Here is a 20,017-nt window from a genome sequence, read left to right on the forward strand (position 1 = left end):
CCCTTGGCGTCGGGCGGGTGCGCAACCGCGTCCGCCGAGGATCTCGCCCGAAGGCCCGGCGGTGAATGGCGGCAGTGGACGGAACGGCGGTCGGGCCCGCACGGAGATCCGTGCGGGCCCGACCGGTGCCCGAAGTCAGGACTTGTCGTCGTCCTCGCCGGGGGTCGGCTCCTCCGGCGCGCCCGGCGCCGAGAAGTCGAAGCTCGCCAGCTCATCGTCCAGGTCGCTGCCGGTGGTCGCGAAACCCTGCGGGTCGGCGAAGTCGTCGTCGGAGGGGAGCAGGTCGGGGTGGCCCCAGATCGCGTCCCGGCCGGCGATGCCGCGTTGCTCGGTAAGCGCCGCCCAGAGCACCGTCGCCTCCCGCAGCCGGCGCGGTCGCAGTTCGAGGCCGACCAGGGCGGCGAACGTCTGCTCGGCCGGGCCACCCGCGGCCCGGCGGCGGCGGAACGCCTCGCCGAGGCGTACGACGTTCGGCAGGCGGTCACCGGCGGCGCTGTCCACCACGTGGCACACCCAGCCCTCGACCAGGGCGAGGACCGTCTCCAGCCGGGCCAGCGAGGCCTTCTGGGCCGGGGTGTCCTCGGGGGTGAAGATGCCCTCCAGGGCGATCGCCTGCATCGACTCCGGGTCGGTGGGGTCGACCCGGCCCATCGCCTCCTCGATCGCCTCCCGGTTGACCCGGATGCCGGCGGCGTAGTTCTCCACCGCCGTCAGCACGTGCCCGCGCAGCCACGGCACGTGCTGGAAGAGTCGCTGGTGGGCGGCCTCGCGCAGGGCCACGTAGAGGCGTACCTCGTCCTCCGGCAGCACCAGGCCCTCGCCGTACGCCTTGATGTTGGCCGGGATGAGCGCGGCGGTGCCGGCGGGACCGAGCGGCAGGCCGATGTCGCCCGCGGAGAGCACCTCGGCAGCGAGTGAGCCGAGGGCCTGGCCGAGCTGGCCGCCGAAGAGCGCGCCGCCGAGCGTGGCGACCATCGACTGCATCGGGCCGAGTTGGGCCCGTGCCTCCGGCGGCACCAGGTCGCCCATCGCGCCGACCATCCGGCTGGCCACCGGGTCGCAGAGCTTGCGCCACACGTCGAGTGTCTTGAAGATCCACTCATTGCGGTTCCAGGCCACCGACGAGCGGATGCCGGAGGGCCACGAGGTCGCCGGCTCCAACCAGAGGTCGGCGATTCGCAGCGCATCCTCCACCGCGTTGCGTTCGAACGGCGAGACCGCCGGGTCGCCGGCGGCGGCGAGCTGACTCGCGGCGACCTGCCGGGCGAGGTCCCAGTTGACCGGTCCGCTGCCCGGCGCGGACAGCAGGTGCTGCAACTGCGACATGAACTGCTGCATCTGCGCGGGATCGTTGGGGTCTGGTGGTTGCCCACCCGGGAGCGCGAAGCCGAACGGAATATCAGGCACGACCTCTACGGTACGCGGGCTGCGCCGCAGGTCGTGCCCGTCGGCGTTGCGCTGAGGGCGAAGTCGCGGTCACCGTGCCGGACGGCGCGGGACGGATCGGTACGCTCTTGGCCCATGAGACGTCGCGGCCTGACCGTCCTGCTCGGTGCACTGCTCACCGCCCTGCTCAGCGTCGGTGTGCTGAGCGTGCCCCTGCCGTACGTGGTGCTCGGCCCCGGCCCGACCGTCAACACGCTCGGCAGTGAGAACGGCAAGGAGGTCATCCAGGTCACCGGTCGCGCGACGTCCACCTCCGCCGGGCAGCTCCGGCTCACCACGGTCGGGGTGCAGCCCACCGTCCGGCTCCGGTCGGCGCTGGCCGGCTGGTTCTCCTCGGACGAGGCGGTGGTGCCGCGGGAGCTTGTCTACCCGCCGGGGGAGTCGCAGGAGGAGGTCGAGCAGCGCAACGCGGAGGACTTCCAGAACTCGCAGACAAGCGCCGAGACGGCGGCCCTGCGCGAGTTGGGCTATCCGATCCGGGTACGGGTCAAGACCGTCACCCCGGGCGGGCCGTCGGTGGACGTGTTCCGGCCCGACGATGTGCTCACCTCGGTCGACGGCACGCCCGTGACGAGCGCGGCCAAGCTCACCGAGCTGATCCGGGCGAAGCCGGCCGGCACCGCGCTGAAGATCGGCTACGCCCGGGGCGGCACTCCGGGCACGGCCACGGTGACCAGCCGGGAGCAGGACGGACGGCCGCGCATCGGCGTCGAGATCGACCAGCAGCAGCCGCACCCGTTCACGCTGAAGATCGACCTCGGTGACATCGGCGGGCCGAGCGCCGGGCTGATGTTCACCCTCGGCATCATCGACAAGCTGGAACCGGCGGACCTGACCGGCGGGAAGGTCATCGCCGGCACCGGCACCATCGACGACGAGGGGCAGGTCGGGCCGATCGGCGGCATCGCGCAGAAGCTGGTCGGCGCCAAGGAGGCCGGGGCGAAGGTCTTCCTGGTGCCCGCGGACAACTGCGCCGAGGCGGTGCGGAACCCGCAGCCGGATCTGCCGTTGCTGAGGGTGGCGACGCTCGACGACGCGCTCACGGCGCTGGAGACGCTCCGCGCCGGAGGGCAGCCGACGCGCTGCTGAGCGGGACCGGTCATCCCCACCGGGCGATCGTGACGTGACCTTGACCCGACGTGTTCAGGAACACCCCGTACTCTGGGGTGCCTGGTCGGAGCCGATCACATCAAACGTGCGGAGCCAATAGTGGTCATGCGTAGCAGTCCCCTGCCGAGGATGAGCCGGCGCGGGCGCGTCACCATCGGGGTCCTGATCGGGGTGTTCGTGTTGTTCACCCTGCTCGGGTGGGGAGTCAACGCCTGGACCGACTGGCTGTGGTTCGACGAGGTTCGCTACACCCAGGTCTTCACCGGTGTGCTCGCCACCCGGCTGCTGTTGTTCCTGGTGGTCGGCGTCGTCATGGCGCTGGTCATCGCCGGTAACCTCTGGCTGGCCTACCGGGTGCGACCCCGGATGCGCCCGCACTCGGCCGAGCAGGCCACCCTGGAGCGCTACCGGATGCTGCTGAGCCCCCGGCTCGGCACCTGGATCGCCCTGGTCTCCGCCGTCGTCGGGCTCTTCGCCGGCCTGTCCGCGCAGACCCGATGGAGCCAGTGGCTGCTGTTCCGCAACGGCGGCGACTTCGGCGTCAAGGACCCCGAGTTCGGCGTCGACGTCGGCTTCTACGTCTTCCAGCTCCCGTTCTGGCGTTACGTGCTCGGCGTCGGCTTCACCGCGGTGGTGCTGGCCCTGCTCGGCGCGCTTGCCGTGCACTACGTCTTCGGCGGGGTGCGTCTCCAGGGCGTCGGCGACCGGATGACGAACGCCGCCCGCGCCCACCTGAGTTCGCTTGTCGCCGTTTTCGTGCTGCTCAAGGCCATCGCCTACGTGCTGGACCGGCGCGCGATGCTGCTTGAGTACAACGAGGGCACCAAGCTCTACGGCGCCGGCTACGCCGACGTGAACGCGCTGCTCCCGGCGAAGGAGATCCTGGCCTGGATCTCCATCCTGGTGGCACTCGCGATCATCGTGTTCTCCAACGCGGTGATGCGGAACCTGGTGTGGCCCGGCATCTCGCTGGCCCTGCTCGGCGTCTCCGCGGTGGCGATCGGCGGCATCTACCCGTGGGCCGTGCAGACGTTCGAGGTGAAGCCGAGCGCCCGGGACAAGGAGGCGCGGTACATCGAACGCAGCATCGCCGCGACCAGGTCCGCGTTCAGTCTCGAAGGCACGAAGACCACCGGGTACGCGGCGAGCAACCTCGTGCCACCCGCCAGCCTCGCCACCGACACCTCGGTGGTGCCGAACGTCCGGCTGCTGGACCCGCAGTTGGTCTCCGAGACCTACACCCAGTTGCAGCAGGTCCGGGGCTTCTACGACTTCGGCTCGAAGCTTGACATCGACAGATACTCGGTCAAGGAGAAGACCTCCGACTACGTGGTCGGCGTCCGTGAGATCAACTACGGCGAGCTGACCGACCAGCAGAGCAACTGGATCAACCGGCACACCGTCTACACCCACGGGTACGGCCTGGTCGCCGCGCCGGCCAACCAGGTGGTCTGCGGCGGCCAGCCGTACTTCGTCTCCGGCTTCCTCGGTGAGAAGGCGCAGGAGGCGTGCTCCTCGCCGACCGAGGAGATCCCGGCCCAGCAGCCGCGCATCTACTACGGCGAGCGGATGGAAGCCGACGACTACGCGATCGTCGGGCAGAACGGCGACCGCAACGTCGAGTTCGACCGCCCCACCCAGACCGGTGGCGAGCAGTACTACACCTACTCCGGTGAGGGCGGCGTCAAGATCGGCTCGTTCCCCCGGCGACTGCTCTACTCGATCAAGGAGCAGGAGCCCAACTTCCTGCTCTCCGAGGCGGTCAACGAGAACTCCAAGCTGCTCTACGTGCGTAACCCGCGCGACCGGGTGGAGAAGGTCGCGCCGTTCCTCACCCTCGACGGCGACCCGTACCCGGCCGTGGTGAACGGTCGCGTCCTGTGGATCGTCGACGGCTACACCACGGCGGCCACCTACCCGTACGCCGAGCGGGTCAACCTCCAGGCGGAGACCGCCGACGAGTTGACCGGCCGGGGCACGTTCCAGCTCGCCCGGGAGAACGTCAACTACATCCGCAACTCGGTGAAGGCCACCGTCGACGCGTACGACGGCACGGTCAAGCTCTACTCGTACGACGACACCGACCCGGTGCTGAAGGCGTGGAACAAGGCGTTCGGTGGCGACCTCGTGCTGCCCAAGGGCGACATCCCGGCGGAGCTGGCCGAGCACTTCCGCTACCCGGCCGACCTGTTCAAAGTGCAGCGCAACCTGCTCACCAAGTTCCACGTCACCGACCCCGGTGACTTCTACTCCGGGCAGGACTTCTGGCAGGTGCCGAATGTGCCGGACGCGCCGGACAGTGGGCAGCGGCAGCCTCCCTACTACCTGTTCACCCAGTTCCCGGGGCAGGAGGGGCCACGTTTCCAACTGACGTCCGCGGTCACCCCGAACGGGCGGCAGAACCTCGCCGCGCTGCTCTCCGGCTCGTACGTGGACGGGCAGCCGCGCCTGGAGGTGCTGGAGTTGCCGGACCAGACCCGGATCTCCGGGCCGACCCAGGTGCACCAGCAGATGACGAACAACGGTGACATCCGGCAACAGCTCAACCTGCTCTCCTCCAACCAGGCCCAGGTGCAGTACGGCAACCTGCTGTCGCTGCCGTTCGCCGACGGGATGCTCTACGTCGAGCCGATCTATGTGAAGAGCAGCAGCCAGGACGCGTACCCGCTGTTGCAGAAGGTGCTGCTCTCCTACGGTGACGGCGGTTCGTACGTGGTGCTCGCCAACAACCTCAGCGACGGCATCAAACAGTTGGTCGAGCAGGGCAAGCGCGCCGGATCGGGCACCCCGCCGCCGAGCGACGACAACAACAACCCGCCACCGTCCGGCGGCAACAACAACACCCCGCCGCCGCTCACCGGCGAGCTGGCCGACGCGGCCGGCAAGGTGCAGACCGCCATCGCCGAGGTCAAGGCCGCGCAGGCGTCCGGCGACTTCGAGCGGTACGGGCGGGCGTTGAAGGCGCTGGACGAGGCGATGACGGCGTTCCAGCAGGCCCAGGCGGCGGCTAAGGGGTCCGCCGCGCCCTCGGGCAGCGCCTCGCCGTCAGCGCCGGCATCCCCCTCGCCGTCGGTGTCACCGAGCGGCTGACGCCGGCCGACACCCCGTTTTGCGCCTCGCCGGGCCGGTGCGCTACGGTTAACGAGCCGACGCGGGGTGGAGCAGCTCGGTAGCTCGCTGGGCTCATAACCCAGAGGTCGCAGGTTCAAATCCTGTCCCCGCTACTCGTGACGAAGGGCCCCGGAGTTCGCTCCGGGGCCCTTCGCCGTTTCCTCTCCTCGCCGGATCGGTGGGATCGGGGACCCGGCTGATCTCCGCGACCGGGATGCGATAGGCTTTGCGAGGCGACGCGGGGTGGAGCAGCTCGGTAGCTCGCTGGGCTCATAACCCAGAGGTCGCAGGTTCAAATCCTGTCCCCGCTACGTGATCGCCGAAGGCCCCGGAGGAAACTCCGGGGCCTTCGCCGTATCCGATCCTTCCGCCCTGTCCTTGTGCCGTGGTTGCGTGCCTCGGCGAGGATGGGGGGCATGGCTGGATGGAACAGATGGTGGGGCCGCCTGAGCGCGGTCATCGGGACGGTCGTGCTCTCGGTCTTCGTGCCGGTCGCGGCCTGGGCGTCGACAGGCACCGGCGAGGTCGTGGTGGAGGCCGCGCGCCGGCGCTCCCGCGGCGGCTTCGGCGTCCTCGGGTTGCTTTGCTGCCTGGTGGTGGTCGGCGGGATCGTGCTGCTGGTGCTGCTTCTCACCCGGGGCCGGCGCAACCGCCCGCCGCGCTGACGCGCTGCACCGCCGCGCCAGGTGTTAAGCGGGGCCCCCGCCTCTACCGAATGCGTTAAACGGGGGCCCCGCCTTACCCGCCGGCCAGGGCGGCGTTCGCCTGGGCCATGAAGCGGGAGGTCGCGCCGCGGACGCCGGCCCGCTTGGCGCGGATGCTCTCGGCCGCATCGATCAGCAGGCCCCGCACCGCGGCGTGTCCCCTGGGCGGCGGCGCGGGCGCCGGACCGGCCAGCCCGTCCAGCTCCGCGCCCAGGGCCGCCACCCGCTTCTCCGCCCGGTCGGTCACGCCGTCGACGACTGACGCGCGGACCTGCGCGCTCGGGTTCAGCCCGCGTTCGACGCCGAGGACCCGACCGGCCGCCACGTTCGTGGTCAGGAAGGTGAGCACGTCCACCACGATGCCCGGGTGACGGGTGCCGTGGAAGCCGGCCCAGTACATCGACGCCCGCGGCCACTGGGCGGCGGGCGTGCCGGGGAAGGCGACGGCGCCCAGCTCCTCCTTGGTAAGGCGTTGCAACTCCGGGAACTGGTGTGACCAGGCGAAGGACGCCGCGGCGTGCCCGGTGACCACGAGTTGGCGGGCCAACTCGCCGCTGTCCGCCTGCTCGACCAGGGCGGCGCTTGGGGTGGCCCGGTCGAAGCGGGCGACCTCCCAGAACTCGAACCATTCGAGCAGCTCGGCCGAGCTGAACCCGAGCTGTCGTGCCCGGTACAGCTCGCGGCCCTGACCGCGTAGCCAGAGCCAGAGCGCCCGGTAGTCGCCGGAGGGGTCCATGGTGCCGGCCACCCGGCTGCCGGAGGCCCGGGTGACGCGGGCGGCCCAGCGGGCGTACTCCTTCCAGGACATGCCGGTGCGCGGCTCGGGCTGGCCCAACCGGCGCAGCAGGGCCCGGTTGAAGACGAGCGCCGCGCTCGTCTGCGCGGCGGGCACCGCCACGGTCCGCTCGTCCACCCGCGCGTAGCGGGCCAACTGCTCCGGCAGGCCGCGCAGGTCGAGCCGGCCGTCGGCGGCGTAGCGGCTGAGGTCAAGCAGGATGTCCCGGCGGTCGTACTCGGTGAGCAGGGTGTCGTCGATCTGGAACAGGTCCGGCACGTTGCCGCCGGTGGCCTGGGTGGCGAGCCGGTCGTAGTAGCCGGCCAGCCCCTGCCAGGTGATCCGGAAGCCGACCCGCGGGTTCTGCTGGGTGTAGAGGCGCAGCGCCTGCTCGGTGGCCTGGGCCCGCCGGTTGCCGCCCCACCAGAACACCGACAGCTCGACCGGACCGTCGTCGGCCGTGGCCCCCTCCTGCGGGCTGCACGCGGTCAGGCCGCCGGTCAGCCCGCCGGCCAGCAGCGGCAGGCCGGCGCACGCGCCGAGGAACCGCCGTCGGTCAAGACCGGTGCGGGGTACGGGCCGCTGAGCGCGCACGTTCTCTCCGAAGGTGGGTGGACCGATCATTCCACCGGCCCCGGCGGGGGGTGTCAACGCCGGGCGGACGGCCGGTGGGCGTGCCGGACGGCCCGCCCCGTCATGGTGTACTTAGCGCCGTGGAACTTCTGCACTCGGGCAAGGTCCGGGACGTCTACGCCGACGGCGCGGACCTGATCCTTGTCGCCTCCGACCGCGTCTCCATCTACGACGTGGTGCTGCCGACCCCGATCCCGGACAAGGGCCGCCTGCTCACCGCCCTCTCGCTGTGGTGGTTCGAGCAACTGTCGGACCTGGTGCCGAACCACGTCGTCTCCGCCACCGACGTGCCGGCGGAGTTCGCCGGGCGGGCGATCCGGTGCCGGCGGCTGGAGATGGTGCCGATCGAGTGCGTCGCCCGGGGCTACCTGACCGGCAGCGGCCTCGCCGAGTACGAACGCGCCGGCTCGGTCTGCGGCGTGCCGCTGCCCCGGGGCCTGGCGGAGGCGTCGATCCTGCCCGAGCCGATCTTCACCCCGTCGACCAAGGCGCCGAGGGGCGAGCACGACGAGCCGATCACCTACGACCAGGTGGTCGACAAGGTCGGGCCGGAGACCGCGGAGCGGCTGCGACAGATCACCATCGACGTCTACCGGCGCGGCGCGGAGATCGCCGCCGACCGGGGACTCCTGATCGCCGACACCAAGCTGGAGCTGGGCTGGGCGCCGGACGGCACGCTTGTCCTCGCCGACGAGCTTCTCACCTCCGACTCGTCCCGGTTCTGGCCGGCCGAGTCCTACCAGCCCGGTCGGGCCCAGTTCTCCTTCGACAAGCAGTACGTGCGGGACTGGGCCGTCGAGAGCGGCTGGGACAAGCGCCCGCCGGCGCCGGAGGTGCCCGCCGACGTGGTCGAGGCGACCCGCGCCCGCTACGTCGAGGTGTACGAGAAGCTCACCGGCAACCGCTGGAACTGACCGCGTCACCGCCATCTGCCCGTACCTGCTGGACAAGCGGCTGGTCGAGCTGGCCGCGCTGGCGCACATCCGGCTCTACGTGGTGCCCGACGGGGTGGGCGCGCACCCGGGCCTGACCGGCGGCTTCGTGCTGGCCATGCTTCCCGACGGCGACGAGGTGGCCTATGTGGACGGCGTCTTCGGTCACGTCGTCGACCGGCCGGACGCCGTCTCTATCATGAGGACGATGTGGGACACGCTGCTCAGCGAGGCACTGCCCGCCGGCGTGTCCGTCGAGCTGATCGGAAAGCTGGTGAGCGAGCTGTGAACACTGTCCCCACCCCCCGGTGGCGCGTGTCGAGCCGGTCCGGCAACGGCGGCAACACCTGCGTCGAGGTCGCCGACAACCTGCCCGGCCGGGTGCTGGTGCGCGACTCCAAGGACCGCGCCGGCGGCACCCTCGGCTTCGCCCCGGCCGCCTGGCGGGCCTTCGTCACGCAGGTCAAGGTCGTCTAGTCTCGCCGGTATGGCGACGAGGCTCGTGCAGATCAACATGAAGGCCCGGGACGACGCCGCGCTGGGCGGATTCTGGGCGAAGGCGCTCGGCTGGGGCATCTCCAGCGAGGAGCCGGGCGTGACCAACCTCGAACCGGAGGACTTTGTCTACCCCGACCCGGTCGCCGTCTGCCTCGACCTGGTCGTCTCGTCGGAACCCAAGACGGTGAAGAACCGCGTGCACGTCGACCTGGCCACCTCGTCGGCGGACCATCAGGCAGAGCTGGTCGCGCGGCTGACGGAGTTGGGCGCGACACCCGTCGACATCGGCCAGGGTGACGTTCCGTGGACGGTGCTGGCCGACCCGGAGGGCAACGAGTTCTGCGTGCTGGAACCCCGTCCGATCTACCGGGAAACCGGGCCGATCGCCGCGGTCGTGGTCGACTGCGCGGACCCGCGGGAGATGGCCCGCTTCTGGGGCGAGGCGACGGACTGGGCCGTGCACGAGGTGACCGACCAGCACGCCTCACTGCGTTCCGTCCAGGGTGTCGGCCCCTACCTGGAGTTCGTCCGCAGCCCCGACCCGAAGACGGGTTGGAACCGGGTGCACCTCGACGTCCGCCCCTACCCGGGCGGCGACATGACGGCCGAGGCGGCCCGGCTCCGGGCGCTCGGCGCCACCGACGCCGACCTGGGCGGCACCAATGTCCCGTGGACGGTCCTGACCGATCCCGAGGGCAACGAGTTCTGCCTGCTCACCCCGGCCTGAGCCACGTGTCTGGTGGATCAGGAACTTCTCAGGCGCCTTCGGGGACTCGGTCGTTCGACGGGAGGGCCGTGGCGATGCAGGCAAGAACGCGTTGGAGTCCGTGCCGGAACTGATCGTCGCGGCTCAGGTGCGGCTGGCGTGCCTGCATAACGATCTTGGTGAAGATCGGGTACTTCCCACTTTTCACCAGTTGGTCGACGTACGGGTAGCTCCGCGCCATCCACTCCGATTCGCTGAGCCCGCTGCGATGGAGTTCTCTGGCTGACCTGATCTCCTCGCGGACCATGCCTTCGATGTAGCTGTTCAGCATGGCTATGAGGGCGAGGTTCTCGTCGATGGAGACGTGGGCGTCGAGGATTCCCATCAGCCGTTCGATCAGGAGCAGCTGGTTCGGGCCGAAGCTGGGCAGTGACCGCTGCACGGTGGCGATCCACGGGTGCCTCAGCCACATGGCCCGCAGCCCGTCTGCATAGCGCGTCAGGTCCGTCCGCCAGTCGCCTGAGGGCAGGTCCGTGACCTCGATCTCGCCCATCACTCGATCGGCCATGAGCTCGATCAGGTCGTCTCGGCTGGGGACGTATCGATAGAGGGACATCGCGCCGGCGCCGATCTCGGCGGCGACCCGCCGCATGGTGGCGGCCTCCAGTCCTTCGGCGTCGGAGATCCGGATCGCCGTTTCGGTGATCTGCGCGCGGCTGTACGCCGGCTTGGGCCCGTAGGCCGGGCGTTCGGGGCGCATCCAGATGTTCACGTACTCGGTGCCAGTCACCGTGTCACCCTCCCGGTTGCGTACGCCGTACCCAGTACCTTACGCTACCGCCATGACCGCGTACGGCGTACTCAGTGGGGGGATCGTGGCGGAACCGATCGTGGTCGCCGAAGGGCTGCACAAGTCCTTCGGCGGCACGCATGCGTTACAAGGGCTGGACTTGGCCGTCCCGGAGGGCACGGTCTGCGGCGTGCTCGGCCCGAACGGGGCCGGGAAGACAACCGCAGTGCGTATCCTCGCGACCTTGTCGGATCCCGATGCCGGGCAAGCCCGTGTCGCCGGATACGACGTCGTCCGCGAGGCCGGCAAAGTACGCGCGCGGATCGGGCTCGCGGGCCAGTACGCCGCCGTGGACGAGAAGCTCACCGGTCGCAGCAACCTGCGTATGTTCGGGCGTCTTTACCACCTGTCCCGCCGCGCGGCGCACCAGCGGGCCGACGAACTGCTCGACCGCTTCAGCCTGATGGACGCCGCCGACCGCCCGGTCGCCGGCTACTCCGGCGGCATGCGCCGTCGGCTCGACCTGATCACCAGCCTCATCCTGCGCCCCAAGGTGCTCTTCCTGGACGAGCCCACCACCGGCCTGGACCCGCGCAGCCGCGGCGAAATCTGGGCAAGCATCCGCGAGTTGGTGGCCGACGGCACCACCGTGCTGCTCACCACGCAGTATCTGGACGAAGCCGACCACCTGGCCGACGACATCGCCGTCGTCGACCACGGGCGGGTGATCGCCACCGGCACGCCCGACGAGCTGAAGGCCACGATCGGGGACCGCCTCGATGTCACCATCGAGGACCCCGCCACCCTGCCTGTGGCGGAGACCGTCCTGAGCAAGCTGACCGGTGCCGAAGTCACGCCGACCGAGGCCGACCGGCTCAGCGTTGCCCTGCCCGCCACCGGCCCTCGCCTCGCCGACATCGTGCGCGACCTCGACCAGGCCGGAATCGTCGCCGCCGACGTGAGCGTGCGCCGCCCCACCCTCGACGAGGTTTTCCTGCGCCTCACCGATCGCAAGGAGGCCGTCCGATGACCACCCTCACCTCGCCGATGGGTCGTCTCCGCTGGACGTTCACCGACGGGCTGACCCTGGTCGGCCGCGAGGTAGGTCGGCTGCGGCAGGAACCGGGGCAGATCGTCGCCGCACTGGTCTTCCCGATCATCATGGTGGTGCTGTTCGGGTTCGTCTTCGGTAGCGCGATCCAGGTGCCGAACGGTGGCAACTACCGCGAGTACCTGATGCCCGGCCTGTTCGCGATGGTGACCTTCTCCGCGTGGTTGGGCGTCACGACGCGGATGGCCACCGACGCCGCTCGCGGTGTGATGGACCGATTCCGCTCCATGCCGATGGCACGCCTGGCGGTGCCGTTCGGGCAGACCGGCGCGGACCTGCTGATCGGCCTGCTCATGCTGGGCATCATGGTGGTCGCGGGACTGGCAGTGGGCTGGCAGCCGCACCGCGGCCTGGTTCCCACGGTTAACGCATTCCTGCTGATGATCGTATTGCGGTACGCGCTGAGCTGGGTGGGCGTGTATGTGGGCCTGGCGGTCAAGAACGACCAGGTCGCCGACTCACTGGTGCCGCTGGGCCTGCCGTTCACGATGCTGTCGAACGCGTTCGTCCCTACCGACGGCATGCCGGGATGGCTCCGCTTCCTGGCTGACTGGAACCCGGTGAGCGCGCTCACCGCCGCGTCACGGGAACTGTTCGGCAACCCGGGCACCCCGGTCGGGAACGTGGCCTGGCCACTTGAGCATCCGTCGACCGCGGTCCTGCTCTGGGCGCTCACGCTACTGGTGATCTTCGTCCCGCTGTCGTTGCGTGCCTACACGCGCCGAGGGCGCTGAACGCTCCACGGCATCCACCGCCGTGCGGCACACCCACCGGCAGGTCGGCAGGTGCGGGCCGGTGGCGGACCACCGTCACCCGGGCGAGGCCGCCCGTCCCGGACCTAGTCCTCCCAGTCCAGGGTGCGCTGCACGGCCTTGTGCCACTGGCGCACCTCGCGCTGCCGGTGCGCCGGGTCCATCGCCGGCTCCCACTGCGCGTCGGACCGCCACTTCTCCCGCAGCGTGGCCAGGTCCGGCCAGAGGCCGACGGCCAGGCCGGCCGCGTAGGCGGCGCCGAGACAGGTGGTCTCGGTGATCCGCGACCGCACCACTGGCACGTCGAGCACGTCGGCGAGGAACTGCATCAGCAGCGCGTTGGCTGTCATCCCGCCGTCCACCCGCAGCCGGCGCAACGCGACGTCGGAGTCGGCGTTCATCGCGTCGACCACCTCGCGGGTCTGGAAGGCGGACGCCTCAAGCACCGCCCGGGCCAGGTGGCCCTTGGTGACATAGCCGGTCAGGCCGGCGATCACTCCCCGGGCGTCGCTGCGCCAGTGCGGCGCGAACAGGCCGGAGAAGGCCGGCACCACGTAGCAGCCGCCGTTGTCGTCGACCGTGCGGGCCAGCTCCTCGACCTGCGCGGCGGTGGAGATCAGGCCGAGGTTGTCGCGGAGCCACTGCACGAGCGAGCCCGTCACCGCGATCGCGCCCTCAAGCGCGTACGTGGCGGGCTGGCCCTCGATCCGGTAGGCCACGGTGGTGAGCAGGCCGTGCCGTGACGGCACCGGGCTGGCCCCGGTGTTGAGCAGCAGGAAGCTGCCGGTGCCGTAGGTGCACTTGGCCTCGCCGGGCTGGAAGCAGGTCTGCCCGAACAGCGCGGCCTGCTGGTCGCCGAGCGCGCTTGCCACCGGCACCCCGGCGAGCACGCCCTCGGCGGTGCCGTAGACCTCGGCCGAGCAGCGGATCTCCGGCAGCATCGCGGCCGGGATCCGCAGCGCGTCCAGCAGCTCCGGCGCCCAGTCGAGGGTTTCCAGGTCCATCAGCAGGGTGCGGCTGGCGTTCGTCACGTCTGTGACGTGCCGCCCGGTCAGCTTCCAGATGATCCAGCTGTCCATCGTCCCGAACAGCACCTCGCCCCGCTCGGCCCGCTCGCGTAGCCCGTCGACGTGGTCGAGCAGCCAGCGCAGCTTCGGCCCGGCGAAGTAGGTGGCCAGGGTCAGGCCGGTGCGGGCCCGCAGCCGGTCGGCGTCGTGCGCCTCGGCCAGCTCGCGCAGCAGCGGACCGGTGCGGGTGTCCTGCCATACGATCGCGTTGGCGACCGGGCGGCCGGTGGCCCGGTCCCAGACCACTGTGGTCTCCCGCTGGTTGGTGATGCCCACCGCGGCCAGGTGCTCGGGGCCGATGTCGGCGGTCGCAAGCGCCTCCCGCACCACGTGCTCGACGCATGCCCAGATCTCCTCCGCGTCGTGCTCGACCCAGCCGGGTCGCGGGAAGATCTGCCGGTGTTCGCGCTGGGCCACGGCGACGATCTCGCCGGCCCGGTCGAAGACGATGCACCGTGAGGAGGTGGTGCCCTGGTCGATGGCGGCGACGAACTCTCCGGTCACGCACGCACCGTACCCGCCGGGAGCGTCCCACGCCTCCCACCGACCGGCCCGTACGATCACCAGACGTGCGTGACATTGCCGTGTTCAGCGGGACCGCCCACCCCGACCTCGCCGCCGAGATCTGCGCCCACCTCGCCGTACCGCTGCACCCGGTGCGGGTGTCCCGGTTCGCCAACGACTGCCTTGAGGTGCAGTTGCAGGCGAACTGCCGGGAGCGGGACGTCTTCCTCATCCAGCCGCTGGTGCCGCCGGTGCAGGAGCACCTGGTCGAGCTGCTGCTCATGATCGACGCGGCCCGGGGCGCGTCGGCCGGCCGGATCACCGTGGTGCTGCCGCACTATGCGTACGCCCGGTCGGACAAGAAGGACGCGCCGCGCATCTCCATCGGCGGGCGGCTCGTCGCCGACCTGCTCACCTCGGCCGGAGCGCACCGGGTGCTGGCCATGACGCTGCACTCGCCGCAGGTGCACGGCTTCTTCAGCGTCCCGGTGGACCACCTGCACGCGCTGCGCGAGCTGGCCGCGCACTTCCGCGGGTACGACCTGGGGAACGCGGTGGTGGTCTCGCCGGACCTGGGCAACGCGAAGGAGGCCGCGGCGTTCGCCCGGATGCTCGGCACGCCTGTGGCGGCCGGCGCGAAGCAGCGGTTCAGCGACGACCGGGTGCAGATCAGCACGATCATCGGGGACGTGGCGGACCGGGACGTGATCGTGCTTGACGACGAGATCGCGAAGGGCAGCACGGTGGTCGAGCTGATCTCGCACCTGCGTGGGCGGCGGGTCCGCTCGATCCGGCTGGCCTGCACGCACGGGCTCTTCTCCAGCGGCGCGCTGGAGCGGCTGAGCGCGCAGGACGGCGTTCTGGAGATCGTCTGCACCAACACCGTGCCGATCCCGGCGGAGAAGCGGGTGCCGAAGCTGGAGGTGCTCTCGGTGGCGCCGGCTCTGGCCGAGGCGATGCGGCGGATCCACAACGGCGAGTCGGTGAGCGCGCTCTTCGGGTGAGGGTCGGGCGGCCCGCCGGGGAGCGGGGTGTCAGCCGTCGAGCGGGCCGGCGGCGGGCTGTCGGCTGGTCAACGTCGCGGTGATCCGGACCACCGTGCCGGCGTCGCCGGTCTCGACCTCCATGGTGTCGCTCAGCTCCCGGGCCAGCCAGAGGCCCCAACCGCCGGCGGTCTCCGGGGCCGGCCGGTCGCGGTCGCGCAGCCGTTGTTCGCTGATCCCGGAGCCGTGGTCGGCCACCTCGCAGACCAGTTGGCCGGTCCGGAGCCAGAGCCGGAGCCGGCCCTGCCCGCCGCCGTGCCGGACGGCGTTGGTGATCAGCTCGTTGACCGCAAGCACGAAGTCGTCGAGCCGCTGGCCGGCGAGACCCACGGCACGCGCGCAGGAGGTGACCGAGTGCCGAAGCTCGGTCACCTGGGCCTGGTCGAAGGCCTCGGCGATCAGGAGGGAGGTTTCGATGGGCACAACCGTACGCGGTGCGGGGAGTTCTGCGTTTGTCATGACCCGTCCCGACGATGGTTCCCGACGACTTCGCGGCTTTTCCACCGTACGTCAGGGTTTATCGGACCGCTCCCGGAGGCCCCCCGGTGACCGGCTGTGGCAGGGTGACGGCCATGCCGTCGTCCTCCGGCCTGGAAGGCCCGCTCTGGCGCTCCCTCGCGGTGTTCCGGTTCGCCTCCCTGGCGTACGTCGGGGTGCTCGTGCTGCGCGACGGCGGCCAGTACGCGCACCCGGTGGCGGCCGGTGGAGTCCTGCTCGGCATGCTGGCCTGGAGCGGCGTGACGACGGCCGGCTACCGCCGCCCGGCCGGGCGGCGTCCGCCGCTGCTCCTGGCCGACCTCCTCGTGGTGCTGGCGATCATCCTGGCCACGCCGTGGGTGGTCGGCCGGCCGGCGCTCGCCGCCGGCGTGCCGGTCCTGACCTCGGCCTGGCTCGCCGGGCCGGTGCTGGCGTGGGCGGTCGCCGGCGGGCGGCGGTGGGGCACGGTGGCCGCGCTCGTGCTCGGCGGCGCCGACCTGGCCACCAGGGATCCGATCAACCCGTCCGCGTTCACCGGGGCGATCCTCCTGCTGCTAGCCGGCGTGGTGGTCGGGCACGTGGCCCGGCTCGCGGTCGAGGCGGAGGCCCGGTTGCAGCGGGCGGTGGAGCTGGAGGCGGCCACCCGCGAGCGGGAACGGCTGGCCCGGGACATCCACGACTCGGTGCTCCAGGTGCTGGCGCTGGTCCGGCGGCGCGGCGCCGACCTGGACGGCGAGGCGGCCGAGCTGGCCCGGCTGGCCGGCGAGCAGGAGGCCGCGCTGCGGTCGTTGATCGGCCGGGCGGGCGCGGCGCCGGAGCGGGCCGGGGACGACCGGGACCTGCGCGACCTGCTCGACCGGTACGCCTCGGGCCAGGTCCAGGTGGCCGCGCCGGCCACCCCGGTGCCGCTGCCCGCGCGGGCCGCCGGGGAACTGGCCGCGGCGGTCGGCGCGGCGCTTGACAACGTGACCCGGCACGCCGGTGGGCGGGCCTGGGTGCTGATCGAGGACGAGGAGGAGACGGTGACCGTCTCGGTACGCGACGAGGGGCCCGGTATTCCGGACGGACGGCTGGCGGAGGCCGCGGCGCAGGGCCGGCTCGGGGTGGCCCAGTCCATCCGTGGTCGGGTGACGGATCTGGGCGGCGACGTCCGGATCGTCTCCGCACTCGGCGCCGGGACCGAGATCGAGCTGACCGTGCCGAGGAGCCGGCGGCGGTGAGCATCCGGGTGATGGTGGTCGACGACCACCCGATGTGGCGGGAGGGGGTGGCCCGCGACCTGACCGAGGCCGGCCTCCAGGTGGTGGCGACGAGCGGCGAGGGGCGGCAGGCGGTCCGGGTGGCCGCGGCGGTCCGTCCCGACCTGGTCGTGCTCGACCTGCAACTGCCGGACGTCTCCGGGGTCGAGGTGGTCCGGGGGCTGCGCGCGGCGCTGCCCGAGGTGCGGGTGCTGATGCTCTCGGCCAGCGGCGAGCCGCAGAGCGTGCTGGACGCGGTCAAGGCCGGCGCGACCGGCTATCTGGTCAAGTCGGCCGCCCCGGCCGAGTTCCTCGACGCGATCCGCCGCACCGCGGCAGGTGAGCCGGTGTTCACCCCCGGACTGGCCGGCCTGGTGCTCGGCGAATACCGCCGGCTGGCCGCCGCGCCGCCGGCCCCGAACGACGACGCACCCCGGCTCACCGAACGGGAGACCGAGGTGCTGCGTCTGGTCGCCAAGGGGCTGTCCTACAAGCAGATCGCCGAGCGGCTCCGGCTGTCCCACCGGACCGTGCAGAACCACGTGCAGAACACCCTGGGCAAGCTCCAACTGCACAACCGGGTCGAGCTGACCCGGTACGCCATCGAGCGGGGTCTGGACGAGTGACTCAGTGCGCCGGCGGGGGCTGGGTCTCGTGCACCGCCAGTTCCTCGGCGGTCGCCCCGCCCCCGGCGGCGCCGGCGTCGTGGGCGACGTTGTCGGTCTCCAGGTCGGTGTGCGCGCCCTCGTCCGGCTCGACCAGCCGGCCCACCTCGTGGTCGGCGACCGTGCCGAGCTGACCGTGGTCGTAGATCGAGACCGGTGAGTTCGGGTCGGAGACCGGGCCCGGGTCGATCACGTCCGCGTCGAGCTGGGCCTGCGCGGCGGCCTCCTCGCTGTCCGCCTCGGCGGCGATCGCCGGGTCGACCGGGCCGGCGAGCGGGTCGTCGGCGGGACGCTCGTACCGCTCGCGGTCGAGCTTGTCGTCGAGCGACTCGCCGTCGAGCTGCTCCTCGGCCGTGGTGCCGAACCGGTCCACGGCGACCGGCGTGCGGTCGCCGGGGATCTGGGCCGGCTCCGGGCCGTCCGCCTCGCGCCCGGTCAGCACGTCGTCGTTGGCGGTGGAGTCGTCGTCGGCGGTGTCGGGCAGGCCCTCCGCCTCGGGGTCGGACACGGGGGTGGGGAACTCGTCGTCGCGCATGGGGGTGAACTACCCACTGCGTTGACCGCGTTAACCGCGAACGCCCGGGTGGATCGGGAGCAACAGGGCGAAACCGCACCTCAGTTGCGGAACGCGGCCTCGTCCTCGGCGTACAGCACGCACCACACCACCTTGCCGTCGGGCAGCGGGGTGCTGCCCCAGCGCCGGGCCACCGTGTCGATGAGCAGCAACCCCCGACCGCCGACGGAGTCGACCGGGGCCGGCCCGGCGTACGCGGGCCGCCCGCCGGCATGGTCCCGGACGGCCATGTGCAGGGCGTCGTCGCGCGGCGCCAGCCGGAGCGTCATCGGGGTCGCCGCGTGCGCGACCACGTTGTTGACCATTTCGGTGACCGCGATGCAGCCCGGCTCGGCCAGCTCCGGCAGGCCCCACCGGAGGCACCCGTCGGCGACGAGCGACCGGGCCTCGCGGGCGGACTCGGCCACCGGGGGCAGGTCGGCGTCGAGCAGGTCGGCGTCGAGCCGGTCGGCCGGCGCGGGTGACGGTGCGTCGGCCGGGTCGAGCCGCAGTTCGGCGGCCGGCCAGTCGGCGACCGCGAGAAGGACCTCGTCGAGCACGTCGCGGGCGGCCGGGTCGGGGATCCGCAGCCCGGACAGGTCGACCCGCACCGGGCCCGGCCGCTGCCAGAGCCGGGCGAGCAGCGCGCCGCGTACGGCCCCGACCCCGGCCCGGTCGAGCACACCGGTCAGCCGGACCGTCGCGGAATCGTCGGTCTCCACCAGGCAACGCGCGTCCGTCGACATGATCGTCCCATTGTGCACGCCGGCCCCCGGACGCGCATCGGTCCGCTCGACGGGACTCACGGGCGACCGGACCGGGAACGTCGGCTGAACGCCGCGACGGTGCCGGCCGCGGTGCCGGCGGCCAGCCCGAAGGCCGCCGACAACCGCAGCAACTGGCCGCGCCGGCCGGACCAGCCGTCGGTCCGCATCCCCTCCCCGTCCGGGGTGAAGACGTTGCCGGTGGCGTCCAGGCGTACGCCGGGGCCGAACTGGGTGCGCGCGGTGTACCAGCCGAGCGCCCGCTCGGCAAGCGCCGGGGCCAGCCGCCACTGGAGCCCCATCAGCCGGGCCGCGCCGCCCGCGTACGCCTCCCGGCGCGGCCGGCGCAGCAGCCGGACCATCGTCTCGGCCACCATCTCCGGCGGGTAGACCGGCGGAGGCGGGGTCAGTTCCCGCCCGGTGTGGTTCGCGGCGTGCCGGAAGAACGGCGTGTCGATGCTTGCCGGCAGCACGGTGCAGAGCGAGACGTTCCCGCGGCCGGTCACCCGCAGTTCCTGCCGGACCGTGTCGGACAGTCCGCGGATGGCGTGCTTGGTGGCGTTGTACGCCGACTGGTACGGCATCGCCACCTCGGCCAGCACGGAAGCGTTGTTGATCAGCACCCCGCCGCCGGCCGCCACGAGCCAGGGCAGCGCGGCCCGTGTCCCGTGCACGGTGCCGAGCAGGTTCACCTCGACCACCCGCCGGAACTCGGCCACCGGGATCTCGTCGAACAGCCCGACGGTGCCCACCGCCGCGTTGTTGATCCAGGCGTCGAGATGTCCGTACTCGGTCGCCGCACGCGCCGCCAGCCGGTCCACCGCGTCCGGATCGGTCATGTCGGTGGGCACCACGAGGGCCTGCCCGCCGAGTTCCCGGCAGTGCGCGGCGACGCGGTCGAGCGCCGCCTCGGTCCGGGCGGCCAGCACCACTGCCGCCCCCCGACCGGCCAGGGCGTACGCGGTGGCCGCGCCGATGCCGCTGGAAGCGCCGGTGATGACGACCGTGGCGTCGGCGAGATCTCGGGTGAGCGCCATTCCCAGGCGGTACCCCGGAGCCGGCCGGTCATGCCGACGACTCCCGCGCTGATCGGGTTCGGTCCGAACCGGTGTCCCGCCCATGGGACGCTCGCCACCCT

General features: G+C 71.8%; 20 protein-coding genes and 2 tRNA genes. 14 read left to right on the top strand and 8 right to left on the bottom strand.

Annotated elements, in window-relative coordinates; genetic code table 11:
• Window positions 1-135 precede the first annotated feature (135 nt).
• Window positions 136-1,407: a zinc-dependent metalloprotease gene (locus SM450_RS16730; RefSeq protein WP_474620645.1), complete on the bottom strand. Its 1,272-nt coding sequence runs from the start codon at window positions 1,405-1,407 to the stop codon at window positions 136-138.
• A gap of 114 nt (window positions 1,408-1,521) precedes the next feature.
• Between SM450_RS16730 and SM450_RS16735 the strand changes: the two genes are divergently transcribed.
• From SM450_RS16735 to SM450_RS16755, 5 genes are all read left to right on the top strand, one after another.
• Entirely contained in the window at window positions 1,522-2,535 is a 1,014-nt protein-coding gene (locus tag SM450_RS16735; protein ID WP_474620646.1) for a YlbL family protein, read from the top strand.
• Between the two features lie 126 nt (window positions 2,536-2,661).
• A complete protein-coding gene (locus tag SM450_RS16740; protein WP_474620647.1) occupies window positions 2,662-5,646 on the top strand; it encodes a UPF0182 family membrane protein in 2,985 nt (994 codons plus the stop codon).
• A 60-nt stretch (window positions 5,647-5,706) separates the two neighbouring features.
• Window positions 5,707-5,780: transfer RNA gene (locus SM450_RS16745), tRNA-Met, on the top strand.
• A 124-nt stretch (window positions 5,781-5,904) separates the two neighbouring features.
• Window positions 5,905-5,978: transfer RNA gene (locus SM450_RS16750), tRNA-Met, on the top strand.
• Between the two features lie 105 nt (window positions 5,979-6,083).
• On the top strand, window positions 6,084-6,332 hold the full coding sequence (locus SM450_RS16755) for a hypothetical protein (protein ID WP_474620648.1): 249 nt from the start codon (window positions 6,084-6,086) through the stop codon (window positions 6,330-6,332).
• 73 nt (window positions 6,333-6,405) lie between these two features.
• On the opposite strand, the gene SM450_RS16760 is transcribed toward SM450_RS16755, so the two are convergent.
• Window positions 6,406-7,740: an ABC transporter substrate-binding protein gene (locus SM450_RS16760; protein ID WP_474620649.1), complete on the bottom strand. Its 1,335-nt coding sequence runs from the start codon at window positions 7,738-7,740 to the stop codon at window positions 6,406-6,408.
• Window positions 7,741-7,859: 119 nt separating this feature from the next.
• Between SM450_RS16760 and SM450_RS16765 the strand changes: the two genes are divergently transcribed.
• From SM450_RS16765 to SM450_RS16780, 4 genes are read left to right on the top strand one after another with little or no spacing between them, the layout of a single operon-like run.
• Entirely contained in the window at window positions 7,860-8,693 is an 834-nt protein-coding gene (locus SM450_RS16765) for a phosphoribosylaminoimidazolesuccinocarboxamide synthase (RefSeq protein WP_474620650.1), read from the top strand.
• A gap of 49 nt (window positions 8,694-8,742) precedes the next feature.
• Window positions 8,743-9,000, top strand: a complete 258-nt coding sequence (locus tag SM450_RS16770; protein WP_474620754.1) for a Scr1 family TA system antitoxin-like transcriptional regulator — start codon at window positions 8,743-8,745, stop codon at window positions 8,998-9,000.
• A 26-nt stretch (window positions 9,001-9,026) separates the two neighbouring features.
• Complete coding sequence (locus tag SM450_RS16775) at window positions 9,027-9,188, top strand: DUF397 domain-containing protein (RefSeq protein ID WP_474620651.1); 162 nt, start codon at window positions 9,027-9,029, stop codon at window positions 9,186-9,188.
• Window positions 9,189-9,198: 10 nt separating this feature from the next.
• Window positions 9,199-9,936: a VOC family protein gene (locus SM450_RS16780; protein ID WP_474620652.1), complete on the top strand. Its 738-nt coding sequence runs from the start codon at window positions 9,199-9,201 to the stop codon at window positions 9,934-9,936.
• Window positions 9,937-9,964: 28 nt separating this feature from the next.
• Here the strand turns inward: SM450_RS16780 and SM450_RS16785 are convergent, their stop codons facing one another.
• A complete protein-coding gene (locus SM450_RS16785) occupies window positions 9,965-10,705 on the bottom strand; it encodes a TetR/AcrR family transcriptional regulator (protein WP_474620653.1) in 741 nt (246 codons plus the stop codon).
• Between the two features lie 52 nt (window positions 10,706-10,757).
• On the opposite strand from SM450_RS16785, the gene SM450_RS16790 reads away from it, so the two are divergent.
• Both SM450_RS16790 and SM450_RS16795 read left to right on the top strand, forming a co-directional pair.
• Complete coding sequence (locus SM450_RS16790) at window positions 10,758-11,735, top strand: ATP-binding cassette domain-containing protein (RefSeq protein WP_474620654.1); 978 nt, start codon at window positions 10,758-10,760, stop codon at window positions 11,733-11,735.
• The gene (locus tag SM450_RS16795; protein ID WP_474620655.1) at window positions 11,732-12,550 is read left to right on the top strand and encodes an ABC transporter permease; all 819 of its coding nucleotides are present in this window, start codon (window positions 11,732-11,734) and stop codon (window positions 12,548-12,550) included. Before SM450_RS16790 ends, SM450_RS16795 begins: the two co-directional genes overlap by 4 nt.
• A 104-nt stretch (window positions 12,551-12,654) precedes the next feature.
• Here SM450_RS16795 and glpK read toward each other — a convergent pair whose 3' ends face one another.
• Window positions 12,655-14,139: a glycerol kinase GlpK gene (gene glpK, locus SM450_RS16800; protein WP_474620656.1), complete on the bottom strand. Its 1,485-nt coding sequence runs from the start codon at window positions 14,137-14,139 to the stop codon at window positions 12,655-12,657.
• Between the two features lie 65 nt (window positions 14,140-14,204).
• On the opposite strand from glpK, the gene SM450_RS16805 reads away from it, so the two are divergent.
• Window positions 14,205-15,143 carry a ribose-phosphate diphosphokinase gene (locus SM450_RS16805; protein ID WP_474620657.1) on the top strand — a complete coding sequence of 313 codons (939 nt, stop codon included), beginning with the start codon at window positions 14,205-14,207 and terminating at the stop codon, window positions 15,141-15,143.
• A gap of 30 nt (window positions 15,144-15,173) precedes the next feature.
• On the opposite strand, the gene SM450_RS16810 is transcribed toward SM450_RS16805, so the two are convergent.
• Window positions 15,174-15,641, bottom strand: coding sequence for an ATP-binding protein (locus SM450_RS16810; protein WP_474620658.1), 468 nt, complete (start codon window positions 15,639-15,641; stop codon window positions 15,174-15,176).
• A gap of 113 nt (window positions 15,642-15,754) precedes the next feature.
• Between SM450_RS16810 and macS the strand changes: the two genes are divergently transcribed.
• Together macS and SM450_RS16820 are read left to right on the top strand one after the other, a co-directional pair.
• Window positions 15,755-16,879, top strand: coding sequence for a MacS family sensor histidine kinase (gene macS, locus SM450_RS16815; protein ID WP_474620659.1), 1,125 nt, complete (start codon window positions 15,755-15,757; stop codon window positions 16,877-16,879).
• 11 nt (window positions 16,880-16,890) lie between these two features.
• The gene (locus SM450_RS16820; protein ID WP_474620755.1) at window positions 16,891-17,523 is read left to right on the top strand and encodes a response regulator; all 633 of its coding nucleotides are present in this window, start codon (window positions 16,891-16,893) and stop codon (window positions 17,521-17,523) included.
• Window position 17,524: 1 nt separating this feature from the next.
• Here SM450_RS16820 and SM450_RS16825 read toward each other — a convergent pair whose 3' ends face one another.
• The 3 genes from SM450_RS16825 to SM450_RS16835 form a co-directional block, all read right to left on the bottom strand.
• Window positions 17,525-18,097, bottom strand: coding sequence for a DUF5709 domain-containing protein (locus tag SM450_RS16825; protein WP_474620660.1), 573 nt, complete (start codon window positions 18,095-18,097; stop codon window positions 17,525-17,527).
• An 80-nt stretch (window positions 18,098-18,177) separates the two neighbouring features.
• The gene (locus SM450_RS16830; protein ID WP_474620661.1) at window positions 18,178-18,861 is read right to left on the bottom strand and encodes an ATP-binding protein; all 684 of its coding nucleotides are present in this window, start codon (window positions 18,859-18,861) and stop codon (window positions 18,178-18,180) included.
• Between the two features lie 56 nt (window positions 18,862-18,917).
• Entirely contained in the window at window positions 18,918-19,916 is a 999-nt protein-coding gene (locus SM450_RS16835) for an SDR family oxidoreductase (protein WP_474620662.1), read from the bottom strand.
• Between the last annotated feature and the right edge of the window lie 101 nt (window positions 19,917-20,017).

The sequence above is a fragment of the Micromonospora marincola genome (assembly GCF_056150385.1).

Coding starts and splice junctions, on each gene's coding strand:
- SM450_RS16735 (WP_474620646.1), top strand. CDS start 1,522: ATGAGACGTCGCGGCCTGACCGTCCTGCTCGGTGCACTGCTCACCGCC.
- SM450_RS16740 (WP_474620647.1), top strand. CDS start 2,662: ATGCGTAGCAGTCCCCTGCCGAGGATGAGCCGGCGCGGGCGCGTCACC.
- SM450_RS16755 (WP_474620648.1), top strand. CDS start 6,084: ATGGCTGGATGGAACAGATGGTGGGGCCGCCTGAGCGCGGTCATCGGG.
- SM450_RS16780 (WP_474620652.1), top strand. CDS start 9,199: ATGGCGACGAGGCTCGTGCAGATCAACATGAAGGCCCGGGACGACGCC.
- SM450_RS16790 (WP_474620654.1), top strand. CDS start 10,758: ATGACCGCGTACGGCGTACTCAGTGGGGGGATCGTGGCGGAACCGATC.
- SM450_RS16795 (WP_474620655.1), top strand. CDS start 11,732: ATGACCACCCTCACCTCGCCGATGGGTCGTCTCCGCTGGACGTTCACC.
- SM450_RS16810 (WP_474620658.1), bottom strand. CDS start 15,641: ATGACAAACGCAGAACTCCCCGCACCGCGTACGGTTGTGCCCATCGAA.
- macS (WP_474620659.1), top strand. CDS start 15,755: ATGCCGTCGTCCTCCGGCCTGGAAGGCCCGCTCTGGCGCTCCCTCGCG.
- SM450_RS16820 (WP_474620755.1), top strand. CDS start 16,891: ATGGTGGTCGACGACCACCCGATGTGGCGGGAGGGGGTGGCCCGCGAC.
- SM450_RS16825 (WP_474620660.1), bottom strand. CDS start 18,097: ATGCGCGACGACGAGTTCCCCACCCCCGTGTCCGACCCCGAGGCGGAG.
- SM450_RS16830 (WP_474620661.1), bottom strand. CDS start 18,861: ATGTCGACGGACGCGCGTTGCCTGGTGGAGACCGACGATTCCGCGACG.
- SM450_RS16835 (WP_474620662.1), bottom strand. CDS start 19,916: ATGGCGCTCACCCGAGATCTCGCCGACGCCACGGTCGTCATCACCGGC.